The sequence below is a fragment of the Clostridium sp. C8-1-8 genome (assembly GCF_009928445.1).
Lineage (GTDB): Bacteria > Bacillota > Clostridia > Clostridiales > Clostridiaceae > Clostridium_AR.
On sequence record NZ_JAABNO010000007.1, the window covers coordinates 131,982 to 150,111 of the forward strand.

At 31.4% G+C, this 18,130-nt stretch carries 15 protein-coding genes; 11 read left to right on the plus strand and 4 right to left on the minus strand.

Going from position 1 to position 18,130, the window contains the following annotated elements:
* The first annotated feature begins 310 nt into the window (after window positions 1–310).
* From GXK57_RS09600 to GXK57_RS09620, 5 genes are all read left to right on the plus strand, one after another.
* Complete coding sequence (locus tag GXK57_RS09600; RefSeq protein ID WP_160674991.1) at window positions 311–1,624, plus strand: hemolysin family protein; 1,314 nt, start codon at window positions 311–313, stop codon at window positions 1,622–1,624.
* 320 nt (window positions 1,625–1,944) lie between these two features.
* A complete protein-coding gene (locus GXK57_RS09605) occupies window positions 1,945–4,080 on the plus strand; it encodes a family 2 glycosyl transferase (protein ID WP_160674994.1) in 2,136 nt (711 codons plus the stop codon).
* 1 nt (window position 4,081) lies between these two features.
* Window positions 4,082–4,489, plus strand: coding sequence for a response regulator (locus GXK57_RS09610; protein ID WP_160674997.1), 408 nt, complete (start codon window positions 4,082–4,084; stop codon window positions 4,487–4,489).
* A gap of 10 nt (window positions 4,490–4,499) precedes the next feature.
* On the plus strand, window positions 4,500–5,669 hold the full coding sequence (locus GXK57_RS09615; RefSeq protein WP_160675000.1) for a HEAT repeat domain-containing protein: 1,170 nt from the start codon (window positions 4,500–4,502) through the stop codon (window positions 5,667–5,669).
* Complete coding sequence (locus tag GXK57_RS09620; protein ID WP_160675003.1) at window positions 5,662–7,068, plus strand: glycosyltransferase; 1,407 nt, start codon at window positions 5,662–5,664, stop codon at window positions 7,066–7,068. The genes GXK57_RS09615 and GXK57_RS09620 overlap by 8 nt, the downstream gene beginning before the upstream one ends.
* Window positions 7,069–7,174: 106 nt before the next feature.
* Here GXK57_RS09620 and GXK57_RS09625 read toward each other — a convergent pair whose 3' ends face one another.
* The gene (locus GXK57_RS09625; protein ID WP_160675006.1) at window positions 7,175–9,025 is read right to left on the minus strand and encodes a sulfite exporter TauE/SafE family protein; all 1,851 of its coding nucleotides are present in this window, start codon (window positions 9,023–9,025) and stop codon (window positions 7,175–7,177) included.
* A 405-nt stretch (window positions 9,026–9,430) separates the two neighbouring features.
* Between GXK57_RS09625 and GXK57_RS09630 the strand changes: the two genes are divergently transcribed.
* Complete coding sequence (locus GXK57_RS09630; RefSeq protein ID WP_160675009.1) at window positions 9,431–10,714, plus strand: helix-turn-helix transcriptional regulator; 1,284 nt, start codon at window positions 9,431–9,433, stop codon at window positions 10,712–10,714.
* A gap of 92 nt (window positions 10,715–10,806) precedes the next feature.
* On the plus strand, window positions 10,807–10,950 hold the full coding sequence (locus GXK57_RS09635; protein ID WP_160675012.1) for a hypothetical protein: 144 nt from the start codon (window positions 10,807–10,809) through the stop codon (window positions 10,948–10,950).
* 80 nt (window positions 10,951–11,030) lie between these two features.
* Here GXK57_RS09635 and GXK57_RS09640 read toward each other — a convergent pair whose 3' ends face one another.
* From GXK57_RS09640 to GXK57_RS09650, 3 genes are all read right to left on the minus strand, one after another.
* Window positions 11,031–11,474: a MarR family transcriptional regulator gene (locus GXK57_RS09640; RefSeq protein WP_160675015.1), complete on the minus strand. Its 444-nt coding sequence runs from the start codon at window positions 11,472–11,474 to the stop codon at window positions 11,031–11,033.
* Between the two features lie 2 nt (window positions 11,475–11,476).
* On the minus strand, window positions 11,477–11,959 hold the full coding sequence (locus GXK57_RS09645) for a glutathione peroxidase (protein WP_160675018.1): 483 nt from the start codon (window positions 11,957–11,959) through the stop codon (window positions 11,477–11,479).
* 302 nt (window positions 11,960–12,261) lie between these two features.
* Window positions 12,262–12,807 carry a glutathione peroxidase gene (locus tag GXK57_RS09650; protein WP_160675021.1) on the minus strand — a complete coding sequence of 182 codons (546 nt, stop codon included), beginning with the start codon at window positions 12,805–12,807 and terminating at the stop codon, window positions 12,262–12,264.
* Window positions 12,808–13,014: 207 nt separating this feature from the next.
* Here GXK57_RS09650 and GXK57_RS09655 point away from each other — a divergent pair, with 207 nt between their 5' ends.
* The 4 genes from GXK57_RS09655 (at window position 13,015) to argH (ending at window position 18,127) form a co-directional block, all read left to right on the plus strand.
* Window positions 13,015–13,431: an Rrf2 family transcriptional regulator gene (locus GXK57_RS09655; protein ID WP_160675024.1), complete on the plus strand. Its 417-nt coding sequence runs from the start codon at window positions 13,015–13,017 to the stop codon at window positions 13,429–13,431.
* 369 nt (window positions 13,432–13,800) lie between these two features.
* On the plus strand, window positions 13,801–15,099 hold the full coding sequence (locus GXK57_RS09660; RefSeq protein WP_160675027.1) for a hemolysin family protein: 1,299 nt from the start codon (window positions 13,801–13,803) through the stop codon (window positions 15,097–15,099).
* A 426-nt stretch (window positions 15,100–15,525) separates the two neighbouring features.
* On the plus strand, window positions 15,526–16,731 hold the full coding sequence (locus GXK57_RS09665; RefSeq protein WP_160675030.1) for an argininosuccinate synthase: 1,206 nt from the start codon (window positions 15,526–15,528) through the stop codon (window positions 16,729–16,731).
* 10 nt (window positions 16,732–16,741) lie between these two features.
* Window positions 16,742–18,127, plus strand: coding sequence for an argininosuccinate lyase (gene argH / locus GXK57_RS09670; RefSeq protein WP_160675033.1), 1,386 nt, complete (start codon window positions 16,742–16,744; stop codon window positions 18,125–18,127).
* Window positions 18,128–18,130 lie beyond the last annotated feature (3 nt).

Sequence of the window (18,130 nt, forward strand, 5' to 3'; positions counted from 1 at the left end):
TGATATAGTAATAGGTACATTTTTATTTTATCTGTGTGTAAAAGTGTTTTTATTTTTGTTCTACTATAAAGTAACAAACCTATATTAAGGATTCATATAATATATAAGAAAAGTCTTATGCTCTGATATTTATACGAGCTATCACTACTTATTCGAATTATGAGCGAGGTTTAGAAAGACTAGCTATGCTAAAATCAATAGTAGGCTTAAAAGGTAAATTATTAGACAATTCTAAGAATTTTTCGAATTTGAAAGAATTTTTTTGCTATGATATCATTATAGCTATAATGTTTTAGGAGGTATTAAATATATGGACCCGAGCCCGTATAGTAGTAGTATTTTGTTTCAATTAATATTAATAGTTATTTTAACACTAGTAAATGCTTTTTTCTCATCTGCAGAAATGGCGATAGTTTCTTTGAATAAGAACAGGATTAAAAATCTTGCTGACAAAGGAAATAAGAAAGCCATATCTCTAATCAGACTTTTAGACGAACCTAGTAACTTTTTAGCAACTATACAAGTTGGTATAACTCTTGCGAGCTTTTTTGCCAGTGCTTCAGCTGCTACTGGAATAAGCAGTCACTTTTCCACATTTTTAGATAAGTTTAATATACCTTATAGCAGCCAGATATCCTTAGTTGTTATAACTATATTACTATCATATTTTACACTGGTATTTGGAGAATTATTTCCAAAGAGAATTGCTCTTCAAAATTCTGAGGGGATAGCGATGTTTTCAGTTATGCCTATATTGTTTGTTTCAAAGGTAACTAGTCCTTTTATAAAGTTTCTTTCAGGATCTACCAATTTGCTTTTGAGACTAGTTGGAATTGATGATAAGAATTTAGAAGAAAAGGTTTCTAAGGAAGAAATAAAGTCACTGGTTCAAGTTGGACAAGAGCATGGTGTTATAAATGAAACTGAAAAAGAAATGATAGAAAGTATAATTGAGTTTGATGATAAGTTAGCCAAAGAGGTAATGACTCCAAGGACAGAGGTATTTTTATTAAACATAAATACTCCGATAAGAGAGATATCATCCAAACTGTTAAATGAAAACTTTTCTAGAGTCCCTGTTTATGAAGATGACATTGACAATATAATAGGGATATTATATATGAAGGATTTCTTCTTTCAGGCCAATAAAACTGGTATTGATAAGATCAACTTAAGAAGCATATTAAGAGCTCCTTATTTTGTTCCTGAAACAAAGAATATAGATACTCTTTTTAAAGAACTTCAGGATTCTAAGAATCATATGGCTATTCTTATAGATGAATACGGTGGATTCTCAGGAGTAGTTTCCATTGAAGACTTGATAGAAGAGGTAATGGGTAATATTTTTGATGAATATGATGATAGTGAAAGTGAAATTAAGAAGTTAGATAATAACACTTATTTAATAGATGGTCTTTTGTCGATAAATGATGTTAATGAGCATCTCCATTTGGATATAGAAACTGATAACTTTGATACAATAGGTGGTTTCCTTATAAGTATGATAGGTAAGATTCCTAGAAGCGAAGAGGAAAAAATCGTGGAGTATAAAAATGTTATGTTTAAGGTTGAAGAAGTTGGAGATAAAAGAATAAAAAAAATAAGGGCATGTATGTCCAGATAGAAAAAAAGCTAGGAGTATTTACTCTTAGCTTTTTTTGTCTCCTAGATTTTCCTTATATACTTTTTTACATGGTTGAAAGTGTATTAGAACATAATATATATGTTAACTAAAAGATATAATACATTTATATAATAAGTTACTGTTAAAGTACTCTGTTGAAATTAAGTGTTTGGATATCAAATACTTTAAGGAGCCTTTATTGAAGGATTGATTGCACAAATATGAGGAAAGGAGCTTGCTGGCCGCTTAGAACATAATTAATTTAGCAAGCAAGAAGTAATAGGTATATAGTTCTATGAGGGTTTGTCAGCAGTATTTATATGAAGAAGTTTTTGTCGGTAGTAATAGCTTTAATGATTATTATTTTATCCATATGGAAGTTTGGATATATTGTAAGAAATAAATTATCTACGTACAAGGAAGATAATATTAGTTTTGTTTCTAAAGTAGATTCTAAGAACTTTTATATTTATGATATTGGAAAGTGGAAGAAACAGTTTGTTAAAGGGGTAAATATAGGTGCTGCAAAACCTGGCACCTTTCCAGGAGAGCTTGCAATAACAAAGGAAGAGTATAAAAAATGGTTTAAGTATATAGGTGAAATGAATGCGGATTATATAAGAGTATATACTACCTTGAAACCAAGTTTTTATGAAGCTCTTTACGAGTATAACAGAGAATCAATCAAGCCAATTTATTTATTTCAAGGTCTTTGGGTAAACGAAGAAAGCATAGTTAAGATTAAAAATGCAGAGGATAGCAAGATAAAGCAACAGGCTAAAGAGGATATAAAGGCTTTAATAGATATAATCCATGGAAAGGCAGAACTTCCTGAGAAGAAAGGATATGCCAGTGGAGTATATAAGAAAGATGTGTCTCCATATATTGCAGGTTGGATACTAGGTATAGAGTGGGATCCTGATTTTGTTATAAATACCGATGAAGTTAATTCTAAAAGTAGTAGCTATGAAGGCAAATATTTATATACAAAGGGAGCATCCGCTTTTGAAAAGTTTCTTTGTGAGATAGGGGATTATGCTATAGATTATGAAACAACAAATTATAAGATGCAAAGGCCTACAAGCTTTACTAATTGGGTTACTACAGATATGTTGGCTCACCCAAATGAACCCCTTCCAAAAGAAGATAAGGTTTCTGTTAATACAGAGCATATAAAAAGTAAAGAAGCTTTTAAACCTGGTTTATTTGCTTCCTATCATATATATCCCTACTATCCTGATTTTATGAATTACCAGCATGAGTATGCTAATTATAAAGATCCAGATGGCAAAACTAATACTTATAGAGCTTATTTGAAGGAGCTTATAAAACAACACACTATTCCAGTATTAGTAGCAGAGTTTGGAATACCAGCTTCAAGAGGATCAGCTCACGTGAATATACATATGGGCTTTAATCAGGGAGATGTGGATGAGAATAGTCAAGGTGAGATGGATAAGTTCATGCTGCAGAACATATACGATGAAGGATATATGGGAGGCTTAGTGTTTACCTGGCAGGATGAATGGTTTAAGAGGACTTGGAATACCATGGATTTAGATATACCAGAGAGAAGAGCATATTGGTCTAACCCACAGACAAATGAGCAAGAATTCGGCGTTTTATCCTTTGATCCTGGGCAGAAGGAAAGTGTATGCTACGTTGATGGGGACCCTAAGGAATGGGAAGATAGTAAACTCATAGCAAAGGGAAATGACTTTAGCTTATACTCAAAGCATGATGAGAAATATTTATATCTATATGCTAAGATAGATAATTTCAATATAGATAAGGATAAATTTCTAATTCCTATAGATGTAACTGATAATTCTGGAAGCTATACTATGAAAGATACACAGATAAAGTTTCAGAGACCTGTGGATTTTGTAATACAAATAGATGGCAAAAGTAATTCAAGAGTTCTAGTCCATAGCTATTATGATGCTTTTTATTACCTATACGCTAAGCAGTTAAATATGATAGAGAGGAACTCAGAATATGAAAAGAAGCAAAATGATATCTTTAATCCAATATATTTATGTCTCAATAAAGAGTTATTTTTGCCTCAAGATAAGGTTACACTACCTCTATCAAAATATGAAACTGGAAGACTAACCTTTGGAGATGGCAATCCAAAGCATGATAAGTACAATTCTTTAGCGGATTTTAATATTAACGGAGATAACATAGAAGTAAGGATTCCATGGCAGCTTATAAACTTTATGGATCCATCAACAAAGAAAGCAATGAATGACTTTTATGTAAGTGGAATTAGTCCTAAGTCGGTAAATGGTATTTATATAGGTGGTATACATATGGTAAATAATAAAAATATAAGTAGCAACGAGATGGGATATATTAGCTGGAACAACTGGAATACTCCAAGTTATCACGAAAGGCTTAAGCCTTCCTACTATATACTTAAGGATGCATTTAAATACATAGGAGGACAGTAATTTGAAAAATAAATCACATTTGTTAGAACATAAGGTGCTTGAGGATAGTAAAGGAAACATACTAATTGTAGACGATGATATTTCATTGACTTCGATAATGATTGGCAGATATAAAAGTAAGAAATATTCAGTTTCAGTTGCTGAAAATGGCAATGATGCCTTAGTTTTTATGAAGTACACAAAATTTGATTTAATTATAATTGACTACTATATGGACACCATGTATGCAGATGAATTTATAAAAAAAGCTAAAAAGATAGATAATAATATAAAGATAATAGTATTACTTGGACAAAAAGGGGAAGAACATGAAGTGAATCTTATGGATATAGGAGCTGATGAAATCCTGAAAAAGCCATTTTCACCAAAGAAAATGGATGAATTAATAAAAAAGTATATAAAAGAATGATGGTGTATAAATGGAACAGTATATATATTATTCTATAATCCTTTTCAGCATAGTAGTTGAATTTTTATACGTGTACATAATAATTGAAAAAGCTATGGAAAGGTTAAATAAGAAAAGAAAAGCAAGGTATGAGAAACAGCTTATTCCAGAGATTGATGCTGTGGTAAATGAACTAATTGATAAATCAGAGGTTACAAATCCAAATATAACGCAGGTAAGGCTAAAAAAAATACTAAGGAGCAGTCTTAGAAGAGATATTGTGGAAGAGAGAGTAGTTTATTATCTAGAAAACTTCAAAGGTGAGTTTAGGGATATTCTCATTAAGTTTTGTGAAGATTATGGAATAGTAGATTACGAGATAAAACAGTTAAATAGTAGAAACATATATAAGATAGCACTTATATGTAAGCAGTTAGGTGAAATAAGAAGTAAAAAGGCAATACCATACTTGTTAGAGCAAATGCCTTCATCAATTCAGGATATAAAGTATAATGCTCTGCTAGCATTAGCCAAGATAGGAGAGGAAGAAAGTTTTATAAAGGCTTTCACTCAAATAGATGGATCTATACTGCTTAGTGAAAGAAGCATTATTGAAATAATAGATAGCTTTGAAGGTGAAAAAACTAAGATATATTCCAAAATGATTCATGCAGAGGATGAGTTTATTAGTTCCTTATTCATTAAGTCTGCAGGTAACTCTCTAGAATATTCTCTAGTGGAACAAATAGCTAGTTATCTGGATAATGAATCCAAAGAAAGAAGAATAGCAGCTATAAAGGCTTTAGGAAATTTAAAAGATATAAGATACTTAGAGAAAATAACAAGTCTCTTAAATGATGATAGCTGGGAGGTTAGAGCGTTGGCTGCAAAAACCTTAGGCAGATATGGGGAAAGTAGTGTTATACAGCACTTACTAGAAAAGTTATCAGATAGACAGTGGTTTGTAAGGTTTAACTCAGCTGTAGCTATATTAAAATTAGATAAAGAGCTTAAATATGTGGATAAGGTTTTCGAAGGTGAGGATAAGTTTGCAAAAGACATAATAATATCAGCTATGGAGGACTTAGATTTAATTTCAAAGATAGTTGATGAAGGTGATATGGAAAAACAATATGAAAATAAATTATCTAAGCTTATAAGGGACTATATTGAAAATGGTGGTGAGACAAAAAATGATTGATATTTTGAGAAGAATTATTTTAGCGTTTAACCACTTCATTTTATACTACGTGCTTATAATAAACGGTATATATTTTATTCAATTGATAATGTCAAGCTTCAACCTATATGATTATATAAGGAAAATGAGATATTCTAACCACAAGAAGTATACAGAATCGGACAACATGATTCCTATTTCGGTGTTAGTGCCTGCTTATAATGAACAGGAAACCATAGTTGATAATATAAGATCCCTTTTAACCTTAAACTATCCTACCTTTGAGATTGTTGTGATAAATGACGGATCTAAAGATGAAACCTTACAAAGAGTAATAGAAGGGTTTAACCTCAGAAAGGTATATCAACCTATAAGGTATAGGGTAAATACAAATAAAATTAAGGCTATATATAAAAATATAGATATACCTAAGTTGGTGGTTGTAGATAAGGAAAATGGAGGTAAGGCAGATGCTTTGAATGCAGGAATAAACGTATCTAGATATCCTGTATTTGCTTCAATTGATGCTGATTCAATCCTTGAAAGTGATTCTTTAGTTAGAGTTATAATGCCTTTTGTTGAGGATAAACTTACTATAGCTGTAGGAGGGATAGTAAGAATAGCTAATGGAAGCATAATAAATAATGGAAAGATAAAGGATATAAGACTACCTAAAAATAAAGTTGCTATGTTCCAGATAGTAGAGTATTTGAGAGCTTTCTTAACTGGAAGAATGGGATGGGATGCTATAGATGCTTTACTTATAATATCTGGAGCTTTTGGTGCTTTTAAAAAGGAGAGTGTAATTGAGGTTGGAGGATATACAGTTAAAACCATAGGAGAAGATATGGAACTGGTGGTAAAGCTTCATAGAGCTATGAGAGAGAAAAAAATAAAATATAGAATAAAGTTTATTCCAGATCCAGTTTGTTGGACTCAAGCTCCTGAAAAATTCAAAGACTTAAGGGTTCAAAGAAGAAGATGGCAAATAGGTTTAATGGATAGTCTGTTCAAAAATAAAAGAATATTATTTAATCCTAGATATGGAAAGATAGGGGTTTTAGCTGCACCTTACTTCTGGATATTTGAGATGATAGGACCTGTTATAGAGGTTATAGGATATATCTTTATTCCATTATCATATATTTTTGGACTGCTCAATGTTAGGTACTTTATTTTATTTCTAGCTGCTTCAATATTATATGGAGTAATACTTTCTATAGGCGCCATATTACTAGAGGAGTACACCTTTAATAAGTATCCATCCATATGGCAGTTGATAAAGTTAACCTTTTATGGAGTTATAGAGAACTTTGGTTATAGGCAAATGACCACATTGTACAGATTAGAGGGAATATTAAAGTTTAATAAGCTTAAGGGCAGCTGGGGAAGCATAAAAAGAAAAAAGTTTCAAGGCTAGTAGATATACTGCTTTGAAACTTTTTATGTTGACAGAACCTCTTAACCAGTTTTCAAAAGGTCATATGCTGAAAAAGTATTAATGATATATGAACTTTGTCAGTGAGCTAATTAATTACCTCACTTCTTATTTTTTCTAAGTCAATATTGTCAAAATCATTAACAGACTTTATTACACCATAGATGGTATAGTTTCTCTGGATAAAGTAAGTTTCTTCTTTATCAAATTTCATATTAAACGTTCCTTTTCCGTTGTTTATAATGAAGCTATTTACTTTTGTGTTTTTAGTGGACTCTATTATATCGTATTGACCATCAGAATCTGTCATATTTTTTAGATCAAGGGTTACTTTAGCTGCAAGGCCGTTTTTAAATACCCATACTAAAGGATCAAAGTCGTTTGACTTTGTACTTACAGTAATGCTTTGATTAACCCCATTAAGTTTTGCTTTTGCAACTATCTTATTAGTAGGAACCTGTGATATAGGGAGACCGTATAGAGTAGGCTCTTGTGCAGCTCCACCAGAAGGGCCACAGCAACTTCCACCGGTTGCAGAAGAAGTACCTTGATCTGTTTGAGCTTTAGATATATCTTCCTTAGATACACTATCAAGGTTATCAACAACTTTTATTTTTCCTGATATCATGCCCATCCAGCAACTATAGTCTATGTCTTTATCTGTTGGGGTAAATTCGACTACGTTTTCTCCAGTTTTAAGTTTCTTACTTATATTAAGGCTTGGAAAAACTATCTCATTGTTACAAGAAGTTATTTGCTTTCCATCTATTATTATCTTTGCAGGTACATTTTTTTGTAGAAAAACCACATTTGGCGTATAGCCTTTACCATCCGCTATTAGGTTAATAACTTGTTTGCCATCTACGAGTTTCCCTTTATTATCCTCTGACATCTTTACATTTGAACTCAAGGTCTTTTGGTTTATTATAGACATAGGAGATAGGTTAAAGCCCATTAGTGTAAAGCCTCTATTTGCCATTATGAAGCCAAGCAATATTACAACAACACCACTAACCTTTAACAGCTTCTTAGTATTAGAGCTATTTATAAAGCTTGCTGCTACACCAAATACAAGCATTAATGGAATGGTTCCTAAGGCAAAAATAAACATTGAAGTAGCTCCTCTAAAAGCACTTCCGGTAGCTAGTGCATATAGTTGCATAGTTTGAAGAGGACCGCAAGGCATCAATCCATTTAGTAAGCCTATAATTAATGGTTTACCAGAGGTGAGTTTCTTTGTGTTACAGCCTGACCACGGGAGCTTAATATTTATTCCTCTAAAGAATTTAAAGCCAGCTAAGTTAAAGCCCATTACAACCATAAATACTCCAGCGATTATAGATATTAAAGCCTGTGTACCAATAGTTATTGAAAACACTGAACCTATAGCACCTACAATACCACCAAGAATTGTATAGGATATTAGCCTGCCTGTATTGTAAAGTAAAGCAGGTTTAAGGTTAGATAACTTGTTTGTATTTTTTATTGAAATGCTTTGAGATAGCATTATTCCGCCACACATACCAACACAATGAATAGAAGTAAATACACCTATTACAAATAGCATAATATATGTAGTATTTGTACCAAGCTTAGAGCTCATATCAAATCCGATGGAGTTTTGTCCAAACCTAATGAATACGAAAGCTATTAGTATAATTGCTAGGATTGGTAGTAGCTCTTTTTTATTGGAGTTACTTTTTAAGTTAGCAATTGAAGATATTTCTCCTACTACATTGTAACCTGATGCTTCTATAGCGGAGCATATTCTTCCATAGGAGCATTTTTCGGTATCGAATCTTACATAAACCGATGAGTTTTTAAAACTAGCCCTAGCTTCTAGTACACCGTTTAGTTCTTTTAATGAATTAGATATTCTATTTTCACAAGAATTACAAGTCATGTCTTTAATACTAAGGTTAATAACCTTAATAGCCATTGGTATGCCCCCTTAAAATTTTATTTCATATCAGTAGATGCAGAATTATATCAATAACTCTTATCCTAAAGTACCGCATCCTTAATAATCATATCCATTTTATATGAAGTTATTATGAAGATAAAAACATTATGATGTTATATTTTTGAACATATATGTATATAGACTACATTATCAATTTAACATTTAAACTATATTTCGTATAATCTAATACGAATGATTTAATAAAAAAAAGCCATACTTTTGAAAGTTTTTAATTTTTATGAAACAAAACTCTATATAATTTTGATGTATTAACAAATTTTTCTCTTCTATACACAGTATATGTAATTTTAATGTATAATTACTAATATATGTATCATAATGTCTCAGTCATGAGTGAATATATAGTGGGGGGGATTTAAATTGGAATTTTATAGTCCAAGCGAGAAAATAAGACTAATGCGTAAAAAGTTTCGTGTTAATCAGTCACAATTAGAATGTATCAATATGACTAGAGCTTTTATAAGTATGATGGAAAGTGGCAAAAGGACAGTAAGTAAAAATAGTTCTAAGTTATTAGCTGAGAAATTTAATGAAATAGCTAAAAGGATAAGTGCTAATCTAAACTTAGATGACGAGTATTTTTCTAGAACTCCGGCGGAGGATGCACGATATTATTGTGAGCGTGAATTGCAAAGTGCTGAATCTCTAAGTTATGAAAAACTCGAAGAGCTTGTAGATATAGAAAAAAGGTTTGAACTTGATGACTTAATGGCATATACGTATAAAATATGGGGCATAAAATATCTTAAGGACAATGAATATACACAAGCGTTTATAGCTCTAAATAACTCTCTAGGAAAATATAAAGAGCTTAAAATGGAGAAAGAGCAAATAGAAGTATATATGAAATTAGGTTTTTGTAAGGTAAGAAAGAATTGCTTTGAGGATGCTGTTTTCTTTTACAAGCAGGCAATATGCTATGCTATAGATTTAGAAGATTTAGAGTCTTACTATAGTTCTAGTTATTCTCTGGCTGTAGTATATTCTCAAGTACCTAAATATGACCAAGCTGTTGATATATTAGAAAATACTATTTTAGCCGCACAGGATGAAATAAAAGATAGAGACACGGTTATAAAAGCTATGTTAACAAGAGCATCCATAATGGCTGTTACTAATCAATTAGATGATGCAGAACATGAATTTCATAATATAGAAAGAATTATTAAAGATGAAAATATGCCTCTTCTTGCATTAATATATACTAATTTATCAGAGGTATACTATAAAAAAGAAGATCTTGGAAGGAGCTTGAAATACATAAGCTTAGCACAAAGTCTAAAGGTTCAGTTTGATAAGCCTACGCTACCACACATTTTGGGCCTTAAAGGAAAAGTGCTTCTTAAACAAGGCTTATATGAAGAAAGTATCATGTTATTTGAATTGGCTATAGATATGGCAGAGCAATATAAGAGATTTGAGGCCCTTATAGAAAGCTATAGGGATTTAGTAAAAATATTAGAAACAAAGAAAGATTATCACAAGATAAAGGACAAAATGTATAGGCTTTTAGATACCTTAGAGACTAATAATTTAACTGACGGTAAGCGCTTTGCTATATATAAACTAGCTCATGTAGAGGCATTACAAGGCAACCATGATGAATTAATAAGGTTGCTAAACGAGATTGAACCTCTTATATAAAAAATTATACTTTTTGGATTATTAGTTAATGTAATATTAAAGCTGGTGTAATATAATAGAATTATATATAAAACTTGGAAGGTGTGTGTGATATGAAGAGAACTTTGTCAAAGGTAATCTTAGGCGTTTCGATTATTGTGACTTTATTTATTCCTGCAATTTCTAATATTAATGCTCAAAATATAGGAAGTTTTATAACACCATATATTCAATGGCCGGACCCTAACCAAATGTAATATTTATTAAGTTAATTATTCAGCTAAAGAGAAGGTGCTCAAAACTATTTTTATAGTTTTGAGCACCTTCTTTGATGTTACTATTTCATCGAGTCTAATAAAGCTTTCATGCTTTCCCTGATGTTTTCTAGCTTTTCAGGTGAAAGTTTAGTGTTTTCAAGCAATTTATAAGGAATGCATTCAGCAGACATTTTTTTGTTTTTTCCTTCTTCGGTCAGTTTTATAATTACGTTTCGTTCGTCTTCTTTATCTCTGATTCTTACTATTAAATTAGAAGCTTCTAGCTTTTTTAGTAGAGGAGTTAAAGTACCAGAATCAAGATAAAGTCTGCTTCCTAACTCTTTAACAGTTACACCATCTTTTTCCCAAAGAGCTAGTAATGTTATATATTGAGTATAAGTAAGACCTAAGTTATCAAGAAAAGGTCTATAGCCTTTAATTATCTCTTTAGAACAAGCGTAGATAGCAAAACATAATTGGTTATCTAATTTTAACAGTTCATCTTTTAATTCGTTCTCATTCATGTTTACACGTCCTTTAAAAGTTTAGTAATATCCTCCTCAATCTTTGAAGGAACTGTAGTTGGGGCATATCTGTCTACTACATTTCCTTTTGAATCTACTAAGAATTTAGTAAAATTCCACTTTACTGCTTTGCTTAAAACTCCGCCTTTTTGAGAAGTTAAATATTTGTATATTGGATGAGCGTTTTCTCCATTAACATCAACCTTCTCAAACATTTTGAAAGTTACTCCATAATTTAACATGCAGAAGCTTTTAATTTCATCGCTGTTTCCTGGATCTTGACTAGCAAATTGATTGCAAGGGAATCCAAGAATTTCGAATTTTTCATTGCCAAGCTTCTTGTACAAAGCTTCTAACTCTTCGAATTGAGGAGTTAGTCCACACTTACTTGCAGTGTTTACTATAAGTAATACTTTACCCTTATATTGAGAAAAGTCAACCTCTTTACCATCTATATCTGTAGCTTTAAAATCATATATACTCATTTTTAATACCTCCAATAATATTGAACTTAATTGAATTGTGTAAAATTTAATTGGTAATATAAATATATCACTTATATATTTATATGTAAATACAAATAAACGAATTGTGATAAATTGTTAAAATTACATATTTTTTAGACCGAAGAAGTTTCCTATAGATATATTATTTCTAAGTATTAATTTATAATACTACTAAGCCTTATTATAATTGTTCATATAAAAAGATATTTTGATGTAGTTTACGAAATAGATACCAGGTAAGTAATATATCTAAGATATTGATGCTTTGTAGTCTATATAAATTATAATAAAGCTTCTATATAACTTTCCATGCTAAGTGGATCCACAGGAGATTCAAATCTTCCTATTATTTTTCCATCTCTATCAATTAAAAATTTAGTGAAGTTCCATTTTATAGAGTCATCTAATAGGTAGTGAGGATACTTTTCTTCTAAAAATGCATTGAAGAACTTTTGCTCTGGATCATTCAGATTGAAACCTCTAAAAGGTTTTTCTGAAGTAAGATATTTGAATAATGGAGTAGTATCTTTTCCTCTTACCTCTGATTTTTCAAACATATTAAATGTAACTCCGTAATTTATAGAACAAACATTTTTAATATCATCATTTGAACCAGGCTCTTGATTCTCAAACTGATTTGAAGGAAATCCTAATATTTCTAAGCCTTGATCTTTATATTTTAAATATAATTTTTGTAAATCTTCAAGTTGAGGTGCAAAACCACATTTAGTTGCAGTGTTTACAACTATTAAAACCTTACCTTTGTATTGAGATAATTCAACTTCTTTTCCGTCAATGTTGTTTACCTTAAAATCATAAATACTCATTTATAACATCTCCCATTTAGTAAAATTAAATTGTATAAAATCGAATTGCATACACACATCATAGCATGAAAAAAATGTAATGTAAATATATATTTTTATTTTTTTATTAAAAATTTCACAAGCCCTGATAATTAACTGAAACGTTGACTTTTAAACGTATTAATGCTATATTTAGTCATGAATTAAAACCTTATAAGGGGTAGTATTATGAAGATAACGCAGGAAGTAGATTACGCTTTAAGAGTAGTTTTATACTTTTGTAAGCTAGATTATGGTACAAAAATAGAAGCTAGATCAATATCAGAACATGAAAAGGTTCCTATAAGATTTCTACTTAAGATACTAAGAAAATTAACTCATGCCAAGATAGTTAATTCTTATAGAGGGGTTAATGGAGGGTATTCTTTAGCGAAGCTTCCAGAAGAAATTCGCTTGAATGATGTTATAGAAGCTATAGACGGTCCTACTTATGTTGCAAAGTGCATCGGAGAGCCTGATATTTGTAATGCTAACAGAGCTGGGAAGTGTCAATTACATAATGCATTAAATAAGATTCAAAACATAGTAAGCGAGCAGCTTAATGGTATAACTTTTGATGATATAATGAATGGAAGAGTTAATTAGGGGTTATATACCCTAATTTTTTTTATTCTTTATGCAACCCATGAAGGACAAAATATCTCCAAAGTATAATTGGAAGGCTTGTGTTTTTTATAGGAAAATCATGTTTTAGATAAAGCTGTGGATAAATATCCGTACTATGTTAGCATTTTTTACTGTAACCGATTATATTGTATATGGATAATAGTAAAAAGATTATGAGATAATAGTTATGTACATTTTTAACTAATTATATAACCATAATTTATATAAATCTTTGTTTAAGTAAATACTAGTATAATTATCAAAGTAATTAATAAAGATGTGCCACTTCAATCCAAGATATAAACTTCAATATGAAGTGGTACAATATATACTTTAAGGGAGGATGCTATGGAGGAAAATTTAATTATAAGCATTTTACTGGTAGTTGTTTTAATTGCTATAAATGCATTTCTTGTAGCTGCAGAAATGTCCATAGTATCTTTGAATAAGAATAAGATAGGACTTTTAGCTGATAAAGGAAATAAAAAAGCTATATTGCTTAGAACCCTTACTCAAGAACCAAGTAAGTTCCTTGCTACCATTCAAGTTGGTATAACCCTTGCAGGATTTTTTGCCAGTGCATCTGCAGCAACGAGCTTATCAAATAGTTTTGGCAGGCTTTTGCATAAATATAATATACCGTATAGTGATCAAATAGCTTTAGTTTTGATAACAGTAGTAATCTCTTATTTCACTCTAGTGCTTGGAGAGTTGTTCCCAAAAAGATTAGCACTAAAGAAGTCAGAGTCAGTTGCCATGTTCACTGTAAAACCTATAGTTATGATATCTAAGGTAACTGTACCTTTTGTAAGATTTTTATCCTTTTCCACTAATTTGCTAATAAGACTTTTTGGCATAGATATGAACAATATGGAGGAAAGAGTCTCTGAAGAAGAAATAAAATCCTTGATAGAAGTTGGAAAAGAGCATGGGGTCATAAATGAAACTGAAAGAGAAATGATAAATGGAATCTTTAAGTTTGATGATAAGCTAGCTAAGGAAGTTATGATTCCGAGAACAGAAGTGTTTATGCTAGATGCTAACATAAAAATAGCAGATGCTATTGAGGAAATTGTAAGTGAGAAGTTTTCAAGAATACCAGTATATGAGGATGAAATCGATAATGTAATAGGTATTCTTTATACTAAGGATATATTTAGTCAGTTTATAACTAAGGATATAGATGATATAGAAATCAAAAGTTTAATAAGAGAGCCTTACTTTGTACCAGAGACAAAGCATATTGACGAATTGTTTAAAGACATAAAGGAAACAAAAAGTCATATGGCTATCTTAATAGATGAGTATGGTGGTTTTTCAGGGATTGTAACCTTGGAAGATTTGGTGGAAGAGGTTATGGGTAATATATCAGATGAATATGACGAAGATGAGCAAGAAGTAAGGAAGATAGATGACAATACCTATAGTGTAGACGGACTTTTGTCTATCTATAGAGTAAATGAGTTATTGCATCTCAATATGAGTTCTGAAGACACAGATACTATTGGAGGATTTGTACTGGAGCTTCTGGGGGCTATCCCGAAGGACATAGAAGATTCCGTAGTTGAGTATGATAATGTAATATTAAAAATAGAAGAGATGAGTGAAAAAAGAGTAGAACGTGTAAAGATATTTATTCAGAAGTAATCTAAGCAGCCACAAGAATTTAATTCTTGTGGCTGCTTTTTTACTATCATTGAAGATAAAATGTATAAGTATTTGGATGAGGTTTAAATTAAGCATCAATAAGAAATATATTACGGAAGCTAAGTTTATACGAGTTTATTATCAAGTATATATTATGTGTTTAAAAAGCAAAATATAAATCAAAGAGTAAATTATATGTTATATTTATGCATTTTGACCTCGTTAATTAATTAATGGATGTAATACTGTGTAGCCTATTTGTCTATGAATTGCTTTACATAATGTGATATAGTGCTGTGCTGTGTTTTGTAATTAAATAAGCACAAAAAAATAAATAGAATTTTTATTCAAAACTATTGCATAATTATAAAGTTTGTATGTATAATTATAACATGTTGAAAATGAAAATGTTGGAGGGTGTTTTTAATGGCGAAATTAAATAAGGTAGTTTTAGCATATTCAGGTGGACTTGATACATCTATAATAATATCTTGGCTTAAGGAAAACTATGGCTGTGAAGTAGTTGCTGTAGTAGGAGATGTTGGTCAAGGCGATGAATTGGAAGGCTTAAGAGATAGAGCTATTAATACAGGTGCTTCCGAATTTTATGTAGCGGATTTAAAAGAAGAGTTAGTTAATGATTTTATATTCCCTTGTCTTAAGGCAAATGCCATATACGAAGGGAAATATCTTTTAGGAACATCTTTTGCAAGACCTATAATAGCTAAAAGACTTGTGGAGATAGCAAAAAATGTTGGAGCTGATGCAATAGCTCACGGATGTACAGGAAAAGGAAACGACCAGGTTAGATTTGAACTTGGAATTAAGGCTTTTGCACCAAGCATGAAGATAATTGCACCTTGGAGAGAGTGGAACATAAAGTCCAGGGATGAAGAGATAGATTATGCAATAGAAAAAAATATACCTATAACTTTAACAAGAGAAACAAATTACAGTAAGGATAAAAATCTATGGCACTTAAGCCATGAAGGCTTGGACTTAGAAAATCCAGAGAATGAACCGGATTATGATAAGATTCTTGAACTTTCTGTATCTCCAGAAAAAGCTCCAGATGTACCTACTTATGTAACTATATCCTTTGAACAAGGAATACCTAAGAAGATTGATGGAGTTGAATACTGTCCTGTAGAAATAATAAAGAAGCTTAATGAAATTGGTGGAAAAAATGGTATTGGAATTGTTGATCTTGTGGAAAATAGATTAGTAGGAATGAAGTCTAGAGGTGTATATGAAACTCCAGGAGGAACTATCTTATATTATGCACATAAAGAGTTAGAAACTTTATGTTTAGATAGAGAGACTTCTCACTACAAAGAGCTAGTGGCTACAAAGTTTGGTGAGTTAGTTTATTTTGGTCTATGGTTTACTCCATTAAGAGAAGCCTTAAGTGCTTTTATAGATAAGACACAAGAAACAGTTACAGGAGATGTAAAGTTAAAGCTTTATAAAGGTAACATAATGAATGCAGGAATAACATCACCTTATTCATTGTATAGTGAAGAGATAGCAACCTTTGGAGCTGATCAAGTATATAACCAAAAGGATGCAGAAGGCTTCATAAACTTATTCGGATTACCAATAACAGTTAAGTCAATGCTTTCAAAAAAATAGGAGGTAATTTATGAAACTTTGGGGTGGAAGATTTCAAAAGGAAACAAATAGTTTAGTCAATGCATTTCATTCTTCCATATCTTTTGATTATAGATTATATGAAGAAGATATCACTGGAAGTATAGCTCATGCGAAAATGCTTGCAAGCTGTAACGTTATTTCCTTTGATGATATGGAGAAGATTGTTGAAGGGCTTAGTGCTATATTAGCTGATATAAAAGAAGGCAAAGTTGAATTTTCAGAGGCTGCTGAAGACATACACATGAATGTGGAGACAATGCTGATAAAGAACATAGGTGAAGTAGGAAAGAAGCTTCATACAGGAAGAAGCAGAAATGATCAAGTAGCCTTAGATTTGAGGATGTATGTTAAAAAGGAAATTAAAAAAGTAGAAAGCTTACTAATTAAGCTGGAAACCTCCATATATAACATAGCTTCGGAAAATATGGGAACAATAATGCCAGGATATACTCATCTGCAAAAGGCACAGCCTATAACCTTTGCACATCATCTTCTGGCTTATGGGGAGATGTTTAAGAGAGACTACTTAAGGCTTGAGGATTGTTATAAAAGAATGAACTTTTCTCCATTGGGAAGTGGTGCATTAGCTGCAACCACTTACCCATTGGATAGATATATGGTAATGGAGCAATTGGGGTTTGATGACATTACTATGAATAGTTTAGACGGGGTATCTGATAGGGATTACGTAATAGAACTTAATAGCGCTTTAGCAATAATAATGATGCATTTATCGAGGTTTTCCGAGGAAATAATCCTTTGGTGCAGTGGAGAATTTGGGTTCATAGAATTAGATGATGGATTTTCAACTGGTTCAAGTATAATGCCTCAAAAGAAGAATCCTGATGTGGCAGAGCTTGTAAGAGGAAAGACTGGAAGAGTTTACGGGGGGCTTATAACTCTTTTAACTATGATGAAGGGACTTCCATTAGCTTATAACAAAGATATGCAGGAAGATAAGGAAGCTATTTTTGATAGCTTGGATACAGTAAAGTTATGTATCGATGTATTCAGTGACATGCTTTCAACGGTGAAGGTTAATAAGGAGAAAATGAGAGATGCAGCTGGTGAAGGATTTACCAATGCTACCGATGGAGCAGATTATTTAGTAAACAAAGGCATGGCTTTTAGAGATGCTCATAAGGTGATTGGACAGCTGGTTTTTTATTGCATTGAAAAGAAAACAAAGTTGGAAGCTTTAAGTTTAGAGGAGTTCAAGGGCTTTTCAGAGCTATTTGACAAGGATATCTATGAGGTTTTAGATCTAAATGCTTGTGTTGAAAGAAGAAATGTTATAGGGGGGCCAAGTAAATCCTCTGTAAGCATACAACTAGACAATCTAAAATACTTTATTAAGAAAGAGCAGAAACTATAAGGG